Below are 15,174 nucleotides of genomic sequence, written 5' to 3' on the forward strand. Positions count from 1 at the left end.
GTCAGGTGATGCCGCGCGGTTGAGAAGCTCAGGGATCAATGGCCAGGAACTGCAGTTTCGTGTTCGCGGCCTCATGAACCTCAGGTGCCAGGGGATCGGCAGTCAACTCCCGCAGACGCGAGCGGACTGCGGCCGTATCTGGCGCCGCCTCACACGCGCGCTGCTGAACCGTTGGCTCGCAATCGTCAAGTCCCTCGACCATGACGGCTTCGGCTTCATGCGGCGCACATCCCCGAAGCCCGTCCAGGAACGCTTCTCGGGCAAGTGAATGAACTGTGCCTTCCCATGCGGCCATGAGCTCGCTTGCGGCTTCATGGATCCCCAACCGGCCCAGGCCTCGTGCCGGAACCTCGGCAGCGCACCATTCCCCAGCGACGACTGTGCGGTGCAACGCGGCCAGCAACACCGGCGCATCGCCCCGGTCGCCGACCTCTGCCACCACACGCTCCCCGAACGCGACGAGTGTGTCGTCGCCGCTGCCGATCCACGTGCGGGCGCGTGGCAGCGCGTCTGGCCCAAGGTGGTGGAGCGCCTGTGGGATACCCGGCAGCCACCCGGCCGCGTTGCGTAGGCCGGAGTCTTCGGCGAAGTCGAAGACGATGCGATCGCCGCGCCTGCCCAGTTCCTCCAGCGCCCGCGGCTGCTCGAAGCCGCCGGCAGCGACAAGCCCGATCAGGTCTTCGTTGTCGATGGCGACGATTTCGGGTCGTGTGTCGCGCCTGGCCGGTCCGGGTGAACGGGAGGCCCTGAGTTCGTCGATGATTCGCCGGACCCGTGGCTGGGACTGCGCGAACGTTGTCCACGGCTCCGTGTCGCACCAGATCGCCTGTGCAAGCTGGGCATCGTCGCGGTTGGCGATGATGTCGTCAGCGAGCCCGTCCCAGATGGTGGGAAGCTTCATCGCCCCGCTGTCGACGATCGCCTCCAGTGCCGTGGACCAATGCGGCCCGTCGATCGCGTACCCGCGCAGCACGGCCGCCGCGTCGAGTCGACCGACCATCGGAAGCAGGGCAAGGACCTGCAAGGCAAGCTCAACCGGTTCAGCGTCCTCGCCGTCGTACGTGAGCAGGTGCTGTTGGATCGGTGCCAGCGGCAGGTCGAGCCGAGCGATGAGGCCGGCGAGGTAGCTGTCGCGTTGATCAACTTGTCGGTCCCAGCGCGTGTCCGTAATCACGCACTCATACACCGTGTCGGCGGCGCCGGGGGCGGTCGACGTACGATGCACTGCGGCACCGCGTCCCCGTTGGAGCTGACCGCGGAACGAGGCCGGACTGTCGTATTCGATCATCGACATGCAGTATCCCCGTGGTGGAGGCGCCGAGCGAGCGAATAGGGGTCCTGTCGGTCGTATCTTTGAGGTGCGGGTGACGTCGATCGATCACACCGCCTACCCGACGTTCAAGCGGATGGGCGTCGCGTGATCTGTCCGACGCGTTCACCCCGTCGGACGACGAGATCGAGTGGGCGCGGGACAAGTCCTCGACCGACGCGCATCTGCTGGCCCTGATGGTGTGGCTCAAAAGCCACCGACGCCTGGCCACTCGAAGGCGTCCTCCGCGCCGTCGCCGAGCACGGCCCACGCGCCGCGCAGCTCGGCGTGCGACCGGGTACGGCTGCCGTCGAGGCGTTCGCACGCCAGGTCGCCGACGCGGTCACCCCGCCGTGGTCTGCCGCCCCGCCCGCCCAGCGGGCCGCGCTGACGCCCCGGCGCGGCACCCGATTCGCTGAACGGCACATGCTCCTGGCCGCTCGGCTGGCGTTTCCGCCATCTGGTGGTGAACCCGGATTCCCCGTCCGCGGGCATCGCCCTGGTGGAGACTTTCGCCCAGACGCTGGTAGCCCCCGCCAGTATCCGCCCCCCGCCGTAGGAGACGACCGGTGCCCCCCACTACCCCCCCCGCCCCAGCGCGGCGCTTTTGACCGCGCTGCCCGACCTGGAGCGGCTGCTGGAGCAGACCCGTACGACGCTGGGCCCGGCGATGAACCAAAGCCGCAAGGCCCGCGACGCCCACGGCTACACCGAGGCGATGCGGACGCTGCTCAAAGGCATGTTCTTCATGGTCGAGGCCACCCGCGCCGGACACGTCGGCGACGTGGCCGCCGTGCACGGGGCGCTGCGTGAGGCCGACGACGTCGCCCAAGCCGCCACGGCGGCTGGGCGGATGGCTCCCGCGCCCTGCTGGGGTATCTGGAGGACGCCGATATCCCGACGTTCACCCCGATCTTCGTGATGGCCCACATCGACGAGCAACTGGCAGCCGACTGTCTGATCCGGCCGCTCAGCTCCTACGCGTGAGCGGCGGAACGGCACCTCGCGTGACCCCCTGTCCCACCACGGGATCCGGCGCCGTGGGCGCGCCGGGTGCGGACGTGCTCGGCGGCGGCTGGGGAGGCCTGTAACCAAATGCGGCCAACTGCCCAAGGGAAGCGGATGATCCATTTCCTTTGAATCGAGAGGTGCGCATGAGCTTGGGCAGTGGCTTGATGGCCGCGATTCTGACCGTGGCGGTCGGCGTCACGGTTGTCCAGGATCCCGTTCCCCAAGGGGAGAACGTCGTAGGAGAAGGGCGGACGACACAGGAGGCGCGGGGGACGGCACAGCAGACCGGCAGCGTGACCCTGGTGACCGGCGACCGCGTCGTCGTGACCGGCAGGAGTCACCGGGTGGAGCCGGGGCCCGGCAGGAAGGTGCGCTACGCCGTACAGCGCCGCGGCGGCCATCTCCTCGTCCTCCCCTCAGACGCGATGCCGCTGGTGGCCGAGGGAGTGCTGGACGAACGGCTGTTCGACGTCACCCAGCTTCTTGAATGGCGGTACGGCGACGCGGACAGGACCGACATCCCGGTGATCGCGCAGTCGGCCCAGGGACTCGCGCCCGCCCCGCGAGCCGCGCGGCAGACCAGGCAGCTGGCCGATCTCGGCATGACGGCCCTGCGCCTCCCCAAGGCACACGCCGGCGAGACCTGGAAGGACCTGATCGACGGCCCCCGGGCCCTGGCCGCGGGCAGGACCAGACTCTGGCTCGACGGCCGCCGCTCGTTCAGCCTCGACCGGAGCGTCAAGCAGATCGGCGCCCCGGAGGCGTGGAAGCAGGGCCTGACCGGCAAGGGCGTCACGGTGGCCGTGCTCGACAGCGGCTACGACACCGACCATCCGGACCTGAAGGGCGTGGTCACCCAGGCGCGGAACTTCAGCGACGCCCCCGACATGCGAGACGGTGAGGGCCACGGCACGCACGTCGCCTCGATCATCGCGGGGGCCGGCGAGAAGTACCGGGGTGTGGCGCCGGATGCCAAGATCGCCCTCGGAAAGGTGGGGGACGAGAACGGGGTGACCGACTCCGCCCTGCTGGCGGGCATGGAATGGGCCGCCTCCGAGGTCAAGGCCAAGATCATCAACGTGAGCATCGGCGGGCAGGACACACCGGACATCGACGTCCTGGAGGAGGCGGTGAACACGCTGTCGGCCCGGACCGGCGCGCTGTTCGTCATGTCCGCGGGGAACGAAGGCAGGCTCGGCAAGGTGAGCAGCCCGGGCAGCGCTGAGGCGGCTCTGACCGTCGGGGCCGTCGATCGGGCGGACCAGATCGCCGAGTTCTCCAGCCGCGGCCCCCGGGTGGGCGACCACGCGATCAAGCCGGACCTCACCGCCCCCGGCGTCGACATCGTGGCCGCGGCGGCCGAGGGCACCGCCGAGGGCCCCTACGCCGCGCACAGCGGCACCTCAATGGCCGCCCCGCACGTGGCGGGGGCCGCCGCGATCCTCGCCCAGCGCCACCCCGACTGGAACGGCGAACGGCTCAAGGCGGCGCTGACCGGCACCGCCGCGCCCACCGCGGGCGCCACGCCGTATGAGCAGGGCACCGGGCGGGTGGACCTGGTCCGCGCGCTGGCGCAGCCGGTCGTGTCGCCATCGGCCGATCTCTGGGTGGTCTTCCCCTGGCAGGAGTCCGGCAGCCGGAAGACGACCAGGACCCTCACCTACGCCAACTCCGGCGACGTCCCGGTCACCCTGGACCTCACCACGGACGTCGACGTACTGAAGCTGCCGGTCCAGCGGCTTGAGGTGCCCGCCGGAGGAGAGTCCTCGCTCACCCTCACAATCGATGCCGAGGGGAAGGCGCCGGGAGACTACCCCGGAATCATCACGGCCACATCGGGCGGCACCGTCCTGCGCACCCTGGCGGGCGCGTACGTGGAGCCGAAGTCCCACGACGTGACCATCACCGCGACCGGTCTCGACGGCGGCTCCGCCGTCGTCCAGGGGCACATGTACAACCTCAAGACCGGCGCCCAGGAGTATCTGCCCTTCAGGGACGGGGCGGCCAAGGTCCGGCTACCCGAAGGAGAGTGGAATCTCTACGCGGAGGTGGTGACCGAGTCCACGATCGCGATCACGACCGCGCACGTGCCGGTGAAGGTCGACGGCGACCGGCGGATCGCACTGGACGCGCGCCAGGGCAAGCAGGTCCGGTTCTCGCTGGACGAGCCGACGGCCGTACCCGACCAGGTCCTGGAGTTCGCCCTGGCCAACGGGTCCTGGAACTTCGCGTGGATCGCCTGGGCCGACCCCAACCGGTCCTTCTTCGTGCTTCCGAGCCGCCAGGCCGGACTGAGCTACAGGACCAGGACCGTATGGCACAGGAAGGACACCGTTCCCAGTCCGTACCGCTACGACCTCGTCGACCATCGCACCGGCGGTATCCCGGACGATCCCTCCTACACCGCGCGCACGAGTGACCTCGTCAAGGTGACCGCGACCTACCGGGCGTCCGGTGTGGCCGCCAAGGGAGAGATCGCCCTGGGCCCCCTCTTCCCCGAGTCCGGCTCATCGATCGTGTATCCGACGCGTGACGTCAACCTGCCCGGCACCATGACCCACTACCGCACCCCCGGGTTCGTCTGGGACTCTCAGTTGCGGTCCGGCACCCTCTCGACGACGGGCACCGACCGGTACCCGGCGGGCGGACCTCACCGCGAGCTGTGGAATCCCGCGGTGACCGGTCCCGCGTTCGCGACCTCCGGCGGCGCCCGGACGGGCGATGAGCTGACCTTCTTCCCCGGCGGTCTGTTCACCGACGGCGTGGCCGGGCGGACCGGCACCGACGCCTCCGTCACCGGCGACGTCACCCTGACCCGGGACACCAAGGTGGTCGCCAGGGCCGACCTGGCGGACTGCGCGGTTCGGGTGAGGAACTGCCTGACGGCGAAGCTCCCCCCGGACGCCGCCGTCTACACCCTCACCGCCGCGGCACGCAGGCAGGTGCCGAACGCGACGCTGTCCACCGCGGTGGACGCGGTCTGGACGTTCCACTCGGCCGGTACGGCCACGCCGCGACCGCTGCCCCTGATGGCCGTACGCTACGCGCCGGCCGGCCTCGACGACCTCAACCGGGCCAGGCCGCGGTCGCTGACCCGGTTGCCCGTCTGGGTCGAGAGGAACCCCGGAGCTCCCGGGGCCGAGGTGAGGTCGATCAAGCTGGAGGCGTCCTTCGACGACGGCGCGACCTGGCGTCCGGTTCCCGCGATCCCCTCCCGGGCAGGGTGGACGGCCCTTCTGACGAACCCCGGCACGCCGGGATTCGTCTCACTGCGCGCCACGGTGACAGACTCCGCCGGCGACGGCGTCACGCAGACGATCACCCGCGCCTACGCCGTCGGCTGAGCCCCCTGAAAACGGCGTGCCCGGGACTCGGATGTGCGGAGTCCCGGGCACGCCGTTCTCTCCCTCCGCGGACGGCCACAGGATGCCGGGCGGACACTTCTCCGGGCCAGGTCTCGTACTCGGCCCCGGCGCCCGGGGCGGTCGCCGAGACGGGCCGTACCTCGTCGGTTCCCCCGGCGCGGACTCACCCGTCCAGGCCCGGCGCTCGGGTCGGTGTCACCAGACGCAAAGTAGAGCGTCCGAGCTGGTCAGAGGGCCCGGGCTGCGGGTGGCCGCCGGAGTGGTTACGGCTGTGGACGACCAGGGTGGGGCAGTGGCCGAATCATGGCGTTCGGACGTCCCAGAGCATTGACCTGGGCGGATGTGATTTGAAAGACCGGACAGAGTTAACGTTCCGTCTGGTCATGATCACACGTTTCCGCAGGTGGCAGCCTCTACCGCTAATTTCTGTACTCAGGCTCCCGAAGGCCGATGCCGAAGTGATGATCTGTGTGAATCCGTTCCGCCACCAGACGGGTCACACGTGCGAAGCGTGCCAATTCCTCTTGAGGGAGCGTCCCGCTCGGGCCTTCGAAGAGGGCCGTGGTGGCCAACCGGAAGGTCAGAGCCCTGATAAGCATCTGGAGCCCATCGCGGCCGGGAAGCACCCTGTCGACGAGTTCAGGCTCTGCACGATGATAGAGGAGGCCGTCGGCGACGACGATGGCCTCGGCATACCCGGCCGGCCGCCAATACGGCGAGAAGTCGATCACAGCAGGCGGTCGCCCGGACATCAACAGCACATTCCCCGTAAGGTCCCCGTGCACGAGCTGGCTGGGCGCGTCCACGGGACGCTGGAGATCCTGCAACGTCGCCAGCAGCCCGTTGGTGTGAGCCGATGTCACCGAACTGATCTCGCCCCACGCGATGCGGTCGGCTACCGCCCAGGGATGCTGGCGCCGGTCAAGCAGGCCGGGCCGGGGCAGATGACGCAAGGCCCGGTGAAAGGCCCTGCCCGCGGCTATCAGCGTCGCCCACTCGCCGGCCGGCCCCGCTTGGCCGTCCACGAACTCGAAGGCCGCCCACCCGGCTACGACGTAGCTTCCGTCATCTGCACGACAGGGCCGGGGAACTCGAAACTCAGACGTGGAAGTCAGGCCCGCGAACACCTCTGCGCACCATTCGGCCTCCTCCGTGGTGTTCACCGGCTTCAAGACCGCGTTCCCGACGCGGAAGCTCTGCCCCTGGCCACCAGCAAGCGGGCGGGGTGCTCCCGCCAGACGGAAGGCTGCGAGCACGCCTGCGGGGGGTTCGGTCGTCGTTCTCAAGGTCATAGCGGGCAGAGTGCCGGATCGCCAACTCGTCGGGCACCTGGATTTCGGCGTACGCCGTGAGGCGTCCGGTTGATCGGTTGGGCGGAGTGCGGAGGAACTTCGGCAGGCGCAAGGCCGATCGGTCAAGTTCAGCTCGCACCTCCGGTCACAGCAGGTACCCGGGGCGACGCCGGTGGCTACGCGAGGCCGTAGACCCCGTACGTCGAGGCGTCACAAGCTGGTGCGCCGCCTCAGGGTGCCCATGTGCTGTCCGACGTCCAGCCCTTTCCCGGCGGCCCACCCGTCGTCATGGCAGGTCGCCAGATGCCGATCGGCCGCGTCGCCGATCAGCGACACCACCGTGCCGGTCTCGCCTCTGGCCCGCATGCGCTCCACCAGTTCCAGCGCCGCCCACAACGCGGTGCCCGAGGAGGCGCCAACCGGCAGCCCGGTCACCTCGCGGATGTGCCGGGCCGCCGCCAGACCGGCCGCGTCGGGCACGGGGACGACCAGGTCCACGAGGTCGGGCCGGAAGCCGGGCTCGACGCGTGGGCGTCCGATGCCCTCGATCCGCGAGGGCATCCCGGTGCCGTAGTCGGGCACGTCGAGGGTCCATCCTGGGAAGTAGGCCGAATTCTCGGGATCCGCCACCGCGACCCGGCAGTCCGCACCGTGGGCCCGGATCCACTGGCCGAGGGCGGCCGAGGTCGCTCCGGTGCTCGCGCCCGTCACCACCCAGTCCGGCCGCACCTGTCCGAACAGCTCCTCCGCCAGGTCGTGCGGCGCGGCCCGCCCGAACTGGTCCAGGAAGTGCCCGTCGATCTCCCGGACGGCCTCGTAGATCGCCGGCGGCGGCGTCACGAATCTGCATTCCCCGCCCAGTTCCTCCACCGCCCGCGCCCGCGCCTGGCTGCGCTCGCCCGGCATGACCACGATGTACGGCAGCCCGAGCCGCCGCGCGAACCACGCCTGGGCCACGGCCGCGTTGCCGCCGGTCGCCTCCACCACGGTCACGCCCTCGGTGACCGAACCGTCGAGCACGGCCTGGCGGAACAGCGCCCTGGCGTGCCGGTACCGTAGGCTCCCCGTCGGTTGCGCGGACTCGTCCTTCAGCAGCAGCCTGATCCCGGGCGCCGATATCGGCAAGTCGATCAGCGGGGTGGGTTCACCCACCGCCAGCACATCGAGCGCTCGCGTGTTCCAATTCACCACCCCACCATGTCAGGCGCGGTTCGGAAGACCGCGCCTGTTCGCCACCGGCGAGCGGGTCAGGGGATCCGTGCGCTCCGCCCTGAAATGACAGTCGCGGTTGCCCGTTCGGCCCAGGTGCAGATGAACGTCCGACTCACCACATAGGACACGGTCTTAACGAGGGGCCGATCACGCTACGGCTTGACGAGTGCCGGAGTCGACGCGGCCCCGACCAGGTTCTCTGGTTCCTGGCCGAGGCCGATCGTCGTCGTGGTCAGTCGGTCGCGTTCATGTGTGGGAACCGCGCCACGGCGGCGTCGTCGACCAGGGTGATGCGGTGGTCGCCGGTGCGCTGCTGAATGAGGAAGGCCAGCGTTGCTGGGCGGTGTCGCCGTCGGCGTAGCCCAGCAGGTGCGCGATGTGCGCCCAGGCCACTTCTCGTCGTCGCGCCATGTCGATCAGCAGGCGTTCGTTGCCCTCGGCGCGTCGGCGTTCCGCAAGGTGCAGTGTCAGCGCGTCGGTGACGTCTTCCGCGCTGGCTCGTTCGTCGTCGCGCAGCGCCACATTCCGCCATTCTGCGCGTAGGTCGTCCAGGGCGATCGCGTTGATCAGACGCGCGTCATCGTTGTAGGACTCGCCTTGCGGCAGTTTCGGGTGGCGCCTGCAGAGCCCCTGGCGGGCCGGTACGGTCGCGTTGATGTCGTCGGCGACGATCTCGCCGCGCGGGAATTTCACGCGGCTCGTCGTTACCCGTGTGTCCTCCGTCGCCGGTGCGGTAGGCGGAATGATTATGGTGTGCGGCGTTCACGGGTGGGGCGGGCTTGCGAGGGCCCGCGTTGCCCGCCACGGTGATCCGGCGGCCACCCCGGCCGAAGTGCTGGCCGAGTGGGCACGCCCCGCCTCGACCGGCCGCGCTTCGGTGAGGGCCGAGGTCGCCCGGCTGCGCACCACCGGCACCCGCCCCGGCGGCGCGGAGCCCGGAAGGCCTTTCCCCACGCCACGAGCCGCCGTTGTACGGCCCGCTCGACCCCCCGCCGCCGGGGCGGTAACCGACGGGCAACGGCGTTTCGAGCGTTTCGGGGGAGCCTTACATGTGCGCGCGTGAAGCCAGTCCGGCGGCGGCTGTGACGGGCAATGCTTCGTGGCCGGAAATCGGCAACGCTATTTGGCCGATCTGTCACCGTCAGCGACGCGGTTGAGCCAGATCACGTTAGGTGGAACCTAACCGCGGTTGTGCTGTTCCGGCAGTCAGCGCACGTACGGCGCCGCACCTTCTGCCGCGGCGCCATACTCATGTGGGCATTTCCCGGTCAGCCCTTGGGACATCCGGCCATCTTCTTCTCCACGTATGTGGTCAGCTCGGGAGTGAACTTCACCCGGTCCGGCTGCGCCCAGACAAGCACCCGCCCTGGGGCCGTCGGCACCGCGTCCTTGACGAACCAGTTGCCCGGCACCTGCTGAGCGCGCTCCGACCTCTTGCCGACCCTGAACTCCTCGATCGAGCCGTCCCGCTCGGCCAGCACTCCCCGTACCTCGTCCACGGTCATGCCGCGGAACGGGACGCAGTGCAGCAGTTCACCGGTGGCATCGACATCACCGGCCGATTCGTACCGTTCACCGGGCCGGGCTGGACGGGCAAGCCAGATCTGCGCGCTGCCCTGGAACTCCGCGGGAATGCGGAACGAGACCGCGCACCGGCCGCCGGGAGACTCGCATTCCACCGACTCCTCCTCGATGCGAGTCGTTCCCTCCGTGACTTCCCCGCCCGTGACATGGCCGACTGTGCTCGGCGAGCCTGGGGCGATCGACAGTCGGATGTCGAACCCGCGGGCTCTGAACTCGGACGCGAAGCGCTCGGGGCTGGCGTAAAGGTTCTTGACGGTGACGATCCAGTCATCGCCCGAACGCTGGAACGCCAGCGCGGCGGCCGGCGTGATGCCGCTCGGCGCGTCGGTGGGCATGAAGGCCACCCCCGTGACGGCCGCTGCCGCCAGCACTGCGGCGACGGGGATCAACACCGGCCAGCGCACTCTGCGACGTGCCTTGACCTGCGTCGCGACAATCTCGTGGAACAACTCCCGCGCGTCCTGCCCCTGTTCTGGCGCGTGGGGTACGGGGTCGATGGCGGTCACCAGCCGGTCGATCTTGCTCACAGGCTCTCTCCTCTCAGTTCCGTGATCGCCTGGTCTGCTTCCGTCAGGCCCAGCGCCTTGGCCAGCCGCTTGCGTGCGCGGTGCAGCCTGATGCGGGCCGCCGTCGCCGTGCAGCCGAGTACCTTGCCGATCTCCGGGCCGGTCAGGCCTTCCCAGCAGGCCAACGCGAGCACGTCGCGATCACGGGCGGGAAGGCCGTCGAACGCCCCCCGCACATGGTCAAGCCCGTCTGGCCCGGACAGCCGTGTGGCGGACGACTCGTCCTTCAGCCGTTCTGCCAGCCCGGCCCTACGAGACTGGCCGCGCCGTTGGTTGGCCAGGACGCGACGGGCCACGCCGTACAGCCACAGGCGGGCGGCCTCGCCCTCGGGCACGTCGGCGATGCGCCGCCACGCGGTGAGGAACGTCTCGGACATCACGTCCGCTGTGTCCTCGGGCGAGTCCGTACGGCGGGCGGCGTACTGGTGGATGGCCGGGTAGTGCGCGTTGTAGATCGCTTCGAAGCGGTCTCGCGCTCCCGGGGGATGGGTCACAGATGACTCTCCTCGTGCCAAGGTGTCGGACATCTCGATACATGTCCGACACCCTTTCCGAGTGTTTCACCCCGCCGTCCTGGACCGCCGCTCCCAGGGGCCTCCCCGTTCGGTTGCAGGTAGCGTGACCTATCAGTGCCAACAAGCCTGATCCGAGGGATCCCGCAGACCAGGTCACGACGGCTTGCTGGTGCCAACTAACGTGATCTGGCTCAGCGGTCACATGGTGTCGATGACGAGGGCATCGCGGGCAGCGTCGATGACCTCAGCGGTGATCCGGTCGAGCTCGTTGAGCTTCATAACACGTTCGGCCTGGTCCAGTAGCCGGGTGACGAGCCGGAAATTGCCCGCGGTGGTGCGGGCGATCGCGGCGATGGCCTCGGTTGTCGTGGCGTCGAGGATGCCGAGACCGAGATGGCCGAACGCGGTGGCCAGGACGGTGGCGAGTTCGTCGGCGGCAAGGGTTCGGTAGTGGTGGACGAAGCCGATGCGACTGTAGAGCTGCGGGTAGCGGGCCAGCCGCTTTTCGATGCCGGGCATGCCGATGAGGACCAGGCCCAAGGGCGCTGCGGTCGTAGAAGTCGCGGACTTGTTCCATGGCCCGGGTGGTGAGGCGTTCGGCCTCGTCGATGATCACCAGTTCGGTGTAGGGGCAGGCGTCATGCAGGTTGGTCTCGCGTTTGGGGTCGTCGATGTCGCGGGAGCGGACCACCGCGTGACGGTTGGTCATGTCGGTCAGCTCTTTGAGCGCCCGGCCGGGCAGGGTGTTGATCAGGGGCGTATACAACACGGTGTGCCAGTCGGGCCGGTTGGCGCCGCTGTGGAACCAGTCGACGAGCGCGTGCGGCATCTCCAGCAGGTGACGCTGTTCGGTCCAGCAGGCGTAGGTCTCGGCCGAGAGGGTCTTGCCGACGCCGGGCTGGTCGTAGCACAGGCCGATGTAGCGGTGAGTGCGCACAGCGTCGGCAAACTCGCAGAACCTGCGGTGTTCCATGGTCGAGATGAGATTCAGCGAAGTAGGAGCGCGTAACTGCCCACGTCGGGGACTTTTCCAGTTGGGGTTCGGATGTGCTTTGGTCCTGGGCGACCGGTGCTCCTCTACTTCTCGGTGTAGATCTTCAACCGGCGCTGGGCGGTCGGAGCCGCAGCGGCCAAGAGTTACGCCACGGTGTTCAACGCCTGGGCCGTGCTGCGCCGCCGGGGCGGGGTCCGGGCGCGACCTGACCCCGCCCTGCCATCGATCACGGATACGTGTAGTGCAGGTCGTCGCTCTGGTCGCTGCATTTGGTGGCGTTGCTCCAGCAGGAGGCGAGGTCAGGGTCTGTCGCGGTGCCGATGGGTGGGATGACCACGACCTCCAGATCCTGCACTTGAATGAGCTGCGCCTTGTTGGGGACGTTGTTGGTGATGTTGTCGACGATGCGGCGGCTCGGCGCGGCTTTGTAGGTGAAGCTGATGGCTACCGCCACAAGGTCGGCGGTCTGGCCGGAGGGCCCATATTTGGCGTAGAAGTTGACGCGCAGGGAGCAGGCGCGGTTGGTGCCGCCGTGCGCGGCATCGGGGTAGGTGAAGGCGTAGCGCAGGTTGGTGGGCTGGTCGCCGGTCGGCATGTCGGGTGCGTAGCCGTCCACGGGGACGGCCTTTTGGTTCCAGCATTCGTCGACGGATGCGGTGGCGTCGGCCGCGGGGGCGTGCACGGTCAGCAGCAGGGGTGCGGCGATGGCGGCGGCCGCGCGGCGAGCCCATCGCGGGCGGGGCATGGTCATTGAGATTCCTCACGGACGGGGTGGCCGGGGATGAGAAGGGGTCTCACAGTGTGGGGATGAGCAGGGTGCGTGAGGAGCCGAACTTCCACGAGCCGCCGCTGAAGCTGTAGGCGACGCGCTGCGTGCCGTCGAGGGTGACCTTGACCTCGCAGGCCTTCCCCACCTTGCAGTGGGTTCGGTACTCGGTGGGGTCGTCTTTCCAGGGGCCGAGACCGTCGAAGTCCCTGGTTTCGATGTAGGTGCTGGAGACAAGGTCGTATTCGGCGAAGGGCATGCTCCACGGGCAGGTGACCGACGCGGTCCAGTCCCGCGACAGCTGGTGGGTGTCCCTGCTGTTGAGGTCGACGCTGCACTGGGTGGGGAGCTGGAACTGGCAGTAGTCCGCATTCGAACTGGGCAGGCCGCAGTTCTTCACCAGCTTGTAGGTCAGCGGCGAGTGCTTTTTGGTCAGCAGGGTGTCGGGCTGGGCGATGACATCCGACCGCAGGTTCCTGCTGACGGGGATGTAGTCCTTGCCGGCCTGGCAGGGGCGGCCGTCGCATTGGATAACCCAGCCCATGCCTCCCACCGCGTCGATGTGGGCGCGGTGGGCGGTCTTGTTCGGGGTGCCGCACTCGGGCGGACTGCCGCCGCGGGTCCAGTACTCGGCGAAGACCTGCGTCTTGAAGAAGGTGGGGGTGGCGGTGATCCGGGAGTTGCCGGTGGGCTTGATCACGACGGCGTCGGCGACGGCGAAGGTGACGGTCTTGGCGGTGCTCACCGAGTGTGTCGAAGTGTAGACGGTCTCGCCGCTGACCTCGAAGATCTTCTCCACCGGGACCAGCTTCCCGGCGATCTTGGCGCTGACGCTGTAGGTGTCGGCGACCGTGTTGGTGGTGGTTCTGGTGTTGGTCGCGGTCAGGGTGTGCTGGTTGGCGTCGCCCTTGCTGATCACCACGGCGTCTCCGCCGGGCTCGGTGTAGACCGCCTTGAACGGTTTGCGAACCGCGTAGGCGACGCCGTCGCAGGGCAGGCTGTAGGGGTTGGAGAACACCAGGTCCTCGCTGCGGGAGAAGTCACCACGCTTGGCAAGAGCACCGGCCGATGCCGGGGGTGCTGCGAGCGCCATCAGGGCGCCGAGGGTGACGGCGACGGCCATCAGACGCGCCACCGCCGATCGTGTGCTCGGTCTCATCGCTGCTCCGAAGGGGGTTGGGGTGGGATCAGTGCGGGGCGGGGTCAAACCAGGACCGGGTGTACCTGGTCCGTGGCGTCGGCCTGTACGGTCTTGATGTCCTCGCCGGGGTCGCCGCCACGGCTGGGGTGAGCGGTCATCGTCGTCCCCCCCACGTCGAGAAGGGCCTGGCGCTGGGTTTCGACGATTCGGGCGTCGGCCCCGTGTCGCGCGCCACGGTCAGCGCGAGAACGGTCTCGTGGAGGAAGCCTCCTCATGATCGCTCCTTGCTGCCGCGAGGGCTGTTTCTGTGGATCCAGTCACCCCATTGATAGCGGAGCGTAGTTGATCGTCAACGTTCGGTAATCGACTTCTGGCTGTGGCGCCACGAGGGGGTGCGCGCCCAAGCCTGAACCCTTTCGTGTCGTCGCCGGTCGGAATGGATGGCTCCCCTCGCCGCGGCCGACGTTGACGAAGGCCGGGACTCGGGCCGAAAGGGGCAGACGTCGCGAACGACCCCACGGCCGGGCAAGGATGGGCGGGACGGCCACGCCCTGACCCGAAACCGCGTTCGCCTTTCCTGTGTGCGATCACCCACCCGCCGATGGAGTTCAAAGACGCCGCCGCGCGATACCCGCGCTGGGCGGGGCACCGACCCACCGCGATCCTTGGCGGGCGGCAGGCCGCGCCCCGAGGCCTCACTAACGCCACTGACCGTTCCATTGCTGCTCGACCCCCTGATCGTGGCCGGCACGGGGCGTCCGGCCGGGAACCCGGCACCGTAGGCAACAAGCCGCGGCCGCCGCACAGGTGCCGGCCGCGCAGAAAGATGAGGAATCCGAGGAGTTCGAGGGCTGGTTCAAGCCCTGACCGCCGACGGCCTTTCGAGCGTTTCGGGGGAGCTTCGATCCGGGAGGGCCGGGTCTCCTCGGTGACGCTGCTGCGCCGGTTGGGCAATCAACTCACACAAGAATGGCTTGTATCGGCCTTCGGGGAGGATCGGACCGGATTTTGGCGCTACGCCATCAGGGGCTTGCATTCGGTACCTAGGTACAGGTTTACCGTCGAGACATGACACAGGACATCGCCGTTGACCTGGGATGGGTCCCTTCCGCCTGCACCCTTCCCACCGCCGAGCAGCCGCTGCGCGTGGCCGAGTTCGACGCCTTGTTCGCCGACGCGGTGCGGGGCGTGACGCGGCCGGAGCGTGCCCGGCTGCGCCTGGACCTCGCCTTCGGTCCGGGCAACGCCGCCCGGGCCGCCGAACTGATGGCCAGGGAGAACGGCTGCTGCTCGTTTTTCTCCTTCGCCCTCACCGTCGCCGACGGCGGCCTGACGTTGGAGGTCGCCGTCCCGGACGAGCACATCGACGTTCTGGACGCACTGCAGTCCCGTGCGGTCTCCGCGGCCGCGCGCTGAGCC

The 15,174-nt window shown here is 69.0% G+C and carries 13 protein-coding genes and 1 pseudogene; 3 read left to right on the forward strand and 11 right to left on the reverse strand.

Features of this window, described 5'->3' with window-relative positions:
- Positions 1–28: 28 nt before the first annotated feature.
- Together ABZ463_RS23815 and ABZ463_RS23820 are read right to left on the reverse strand one after the other, a co-directional pair.
- Complete coding sequence (locus ABZ463_RS23815; RefSeq protein WP_362779039.1) at positions 29–1,294, reverse strand: hypothetical protein; 1,266 nt, start codon at positions 1,292–1,294, stop codon at positions 29–31.
- Positions 1,295–1,516: 222 nt separating this feature from the next.
- Positions 1,517–1,735, reverse strand: a complete 219-nt coding sequence (locus ABZ463_RS23820; RefSeq protein WP_362779042.1) for a hypothetical protein — start codon at positions 1,733–1,735, stop codon at positions 1,517–1,519.
- A 181-nt stretch (positions 1,736–1,916) separates the two neighbouring features.
- Here ABZ463_RS23820 and ABZ463_RS23825 point away from each other — a divergent pair, with 181 nt between their 5' ends.
- Both ABZ463_RS23825 and ABZ463_RS23830 read left to right on the forward strand, forming a co-directional pair.
- Positions 1,917–2,231 (forward strand): hypothetical protein, encoded by a 315-nt coding sequence (locus ABZ463_RS23825; protein WP_352013459.1) that lies wholly within the window; start codon positions 1,917–1,919, stop codon positions 2,229–2,231.
- A gap of 253 nt (positions 2,232–2,484) precedes the next feature.
- A complete protein-coding gene (locus tag ABZ463_RS23830) occupies positions 2,485–5,664 on the forward strand; it encodes a S8 family serine peptidase (protein ID WP_362779044.1) in 3,180 nt (1,059 codons plus the stop codon).
- 440 nt (positions 5,665–6,104) lie between these two features.
- Here ABZ463_RS23830 and ABZ463_RS23835 read toward each other — a convergent pair whose 3' ends face one another.
- From ABZ463_RS23835 to ABZ463_RS23875, 9 genes and pseudogenes are all read right to left on the reverse strand, one after another.
- Positions 6,105–6,977, reverse strand: coding sequence for a TIGR02569 family protein (locus ABZ463_RS23835; RefSeq protein ID WP_362779047.1), 873 nt, complete (start codon positions 6,975–6,977; stop codon positions 6,105–6,107).
- A gap of 210 nt (positions 6,978–7,187) precedes the next feature.
- Positions 7,188–8,129 carry a pyridoxal-phosphate dependent enzyme gene (locus ABZ463_RS23840; RefSeq protein WP_362779050.1) on the reverse strand — a complete coding sequence of 314 codons (942 nt, stop codon included), beginning with the start codon at positions 8,127–8,129 and terminating at the stop codon, positions 7,188–7,190.
- 306 nt (positions 8,130–8,435) lie between these two features.
- Entirely contained in the window at positions 8,436–8,882 is a 447-nt protein-coding gene (locus tag ABZ463_RS23845; RefSeq protein ID WP_362779052.1) for a hypothetical protein, read from the reverse strand.
- Positions 8,883–9,457: 575 nt separating this feature from the next.
- Positions 9,458–10,300 (reverse strand): hypothetical protein, encoded by an 843-nt coding sequence (locus ABZ463_RS23850; protein ID WP_362779055.1) that lies wholly within the window; start codon positions 10,298–10,300, stop codon positions 9,458–9,460.
- Positions 10,297–10,833 (reverse strand): RNA polymerase sigma factor, encoded by a 537-nt coding sequence (locus tag ABZ463_RS23855; protein WP_352013465.1) that lies wholly within the window; start codon positions 10,831–10,833, stop codon positions 10,297–10,299. Before ABZ463_RS23855 ends, ABZ463_RS23850 begins: the two co-directional genes overlap by 4 nt.
- Before the next feature lie 219 nt (positions 10,834–11,052).
- Positions 11,053–11,373 carry a hypothetical protein gene (locus tag ABZ463_RS23860; RefSeq protein WP_352013498.1) on the reverse strand — a complete coding sequence of 107 codons (321 nt, stop codon included), beginning with the start codon at positions 11,371–11,373 and terminating at the stop codon, positions 11,053–11,055.
- An 88-nt stretch (positions 11,374–11,461) separates the two neighbouring features.
- Positions 11,462–11,827: pseudogene (locus ABZ463_RS23865) on the reverse strand (hypothetical protein); the annotation flags it as partial.
- A gap of 247 nt (positions 11,828–12,074) precedes the next feature.
- Positions 12,075–12,599: a hypothetical protein gene (locus ABZ463_RS23870; protein WP_352013466.1), complete on the reverse strand. Its 525-nt coding sequence runs from the start codon at positions 12,597–12,599 to the stop codon at positions 12,075–12,077.
- Between the two features lie 43 nt (positions 12,600–12,642).
- On the reverse strand, positions 12,643–13,773 hold the full coding sequence (locus ABZ463_RS23875) for a hypothetical protein (RefSeq protein WP_362779059.1): 1,131 nt from the start codon (positions 13,771–13,773) through the stop codon (positions 12,643–12,645).
- A gap of 1,050 nt (positions 13,774–14,823) precedes the next feature.
- Here ABZ463_RS23875 and ABZ463_RS23880 point away from each other — a divergent pair.
- Complete coding sequence (locus tag ABZ463_RS23880; RefSeq protein WP_362779062.1) at positions 14,824–15,171, forward strand: hypothetical protein; 348 nt, start codon at positions 14,824–14,826, stop codon at positions 15,169–15,171.
- The last annotated feature ends 3 nt before the right edge of the window (positions 15,172–15,174 follow it).

The organism is Streptosporangium sp. NPDC020145 (assembly GCF_040631275.1).
GTDB lineage: Bacteria > Actinomycetota > Actinomycetes > Streptosporangiales > Streptosporangiaceae > Streptosporangium.

Excerpts from the sequence above, each read along its gene's own strand:
- ABZ463_RS23815 (WP_362779039.1), bottom strand. The coding sequence starts at position 1,294 with ATGTCGATGATCGAATACGACAGTCCGGCCTCGTTCCGCGGTCAGCTC.
- ABZ463_RS23830 (WP_362779044.1), top strand. The coding sequence starts at position 2,485 with ATGGCCGCGATTCTGACCGTGGCGGTCGGCGTCACGGTTGTCCAGGAT.
- ABZ463_RS23835 (WP_362779047.1), bottom strand. The coding sequence starts at position 6,977 with ATGACCTTGAGAACGACGACCGAACCCCCCGCAGGCGTGCTCGCAGCC.
- ABZ463_RS23860 (WP_352013498.1), bottom strand. The coding sequence starts at position 11,373 with ATGCCCGGCATCGAAAAGCGGCTGGCCCGCTACCCGCAGCTCTACAGT.
- ABZ463_RS23870 (WP_352013466.1), bottom strand. The coding sequence starts at position 12,599 with ATGACCATGCCCCGCCCGCGATGGGCTCGCCGCGCGGCCGCCGCCATC.
- ABZ463_RS23875 (WP_362779059.1), bottom strand. The coding sequence starts at position 13,773 with ATGAGACCGAGCACACGATCGGCGGTGGCGCGTCTGATGGCCGTCGCC.
- ABZ463_RS23880 (WP_362779062.1), top strand. The coding sequence starts at position 14,824 with ATGACACAGGACATCGCCGTTGACCTGGGATGGGTCCCTTCCGCCTGC.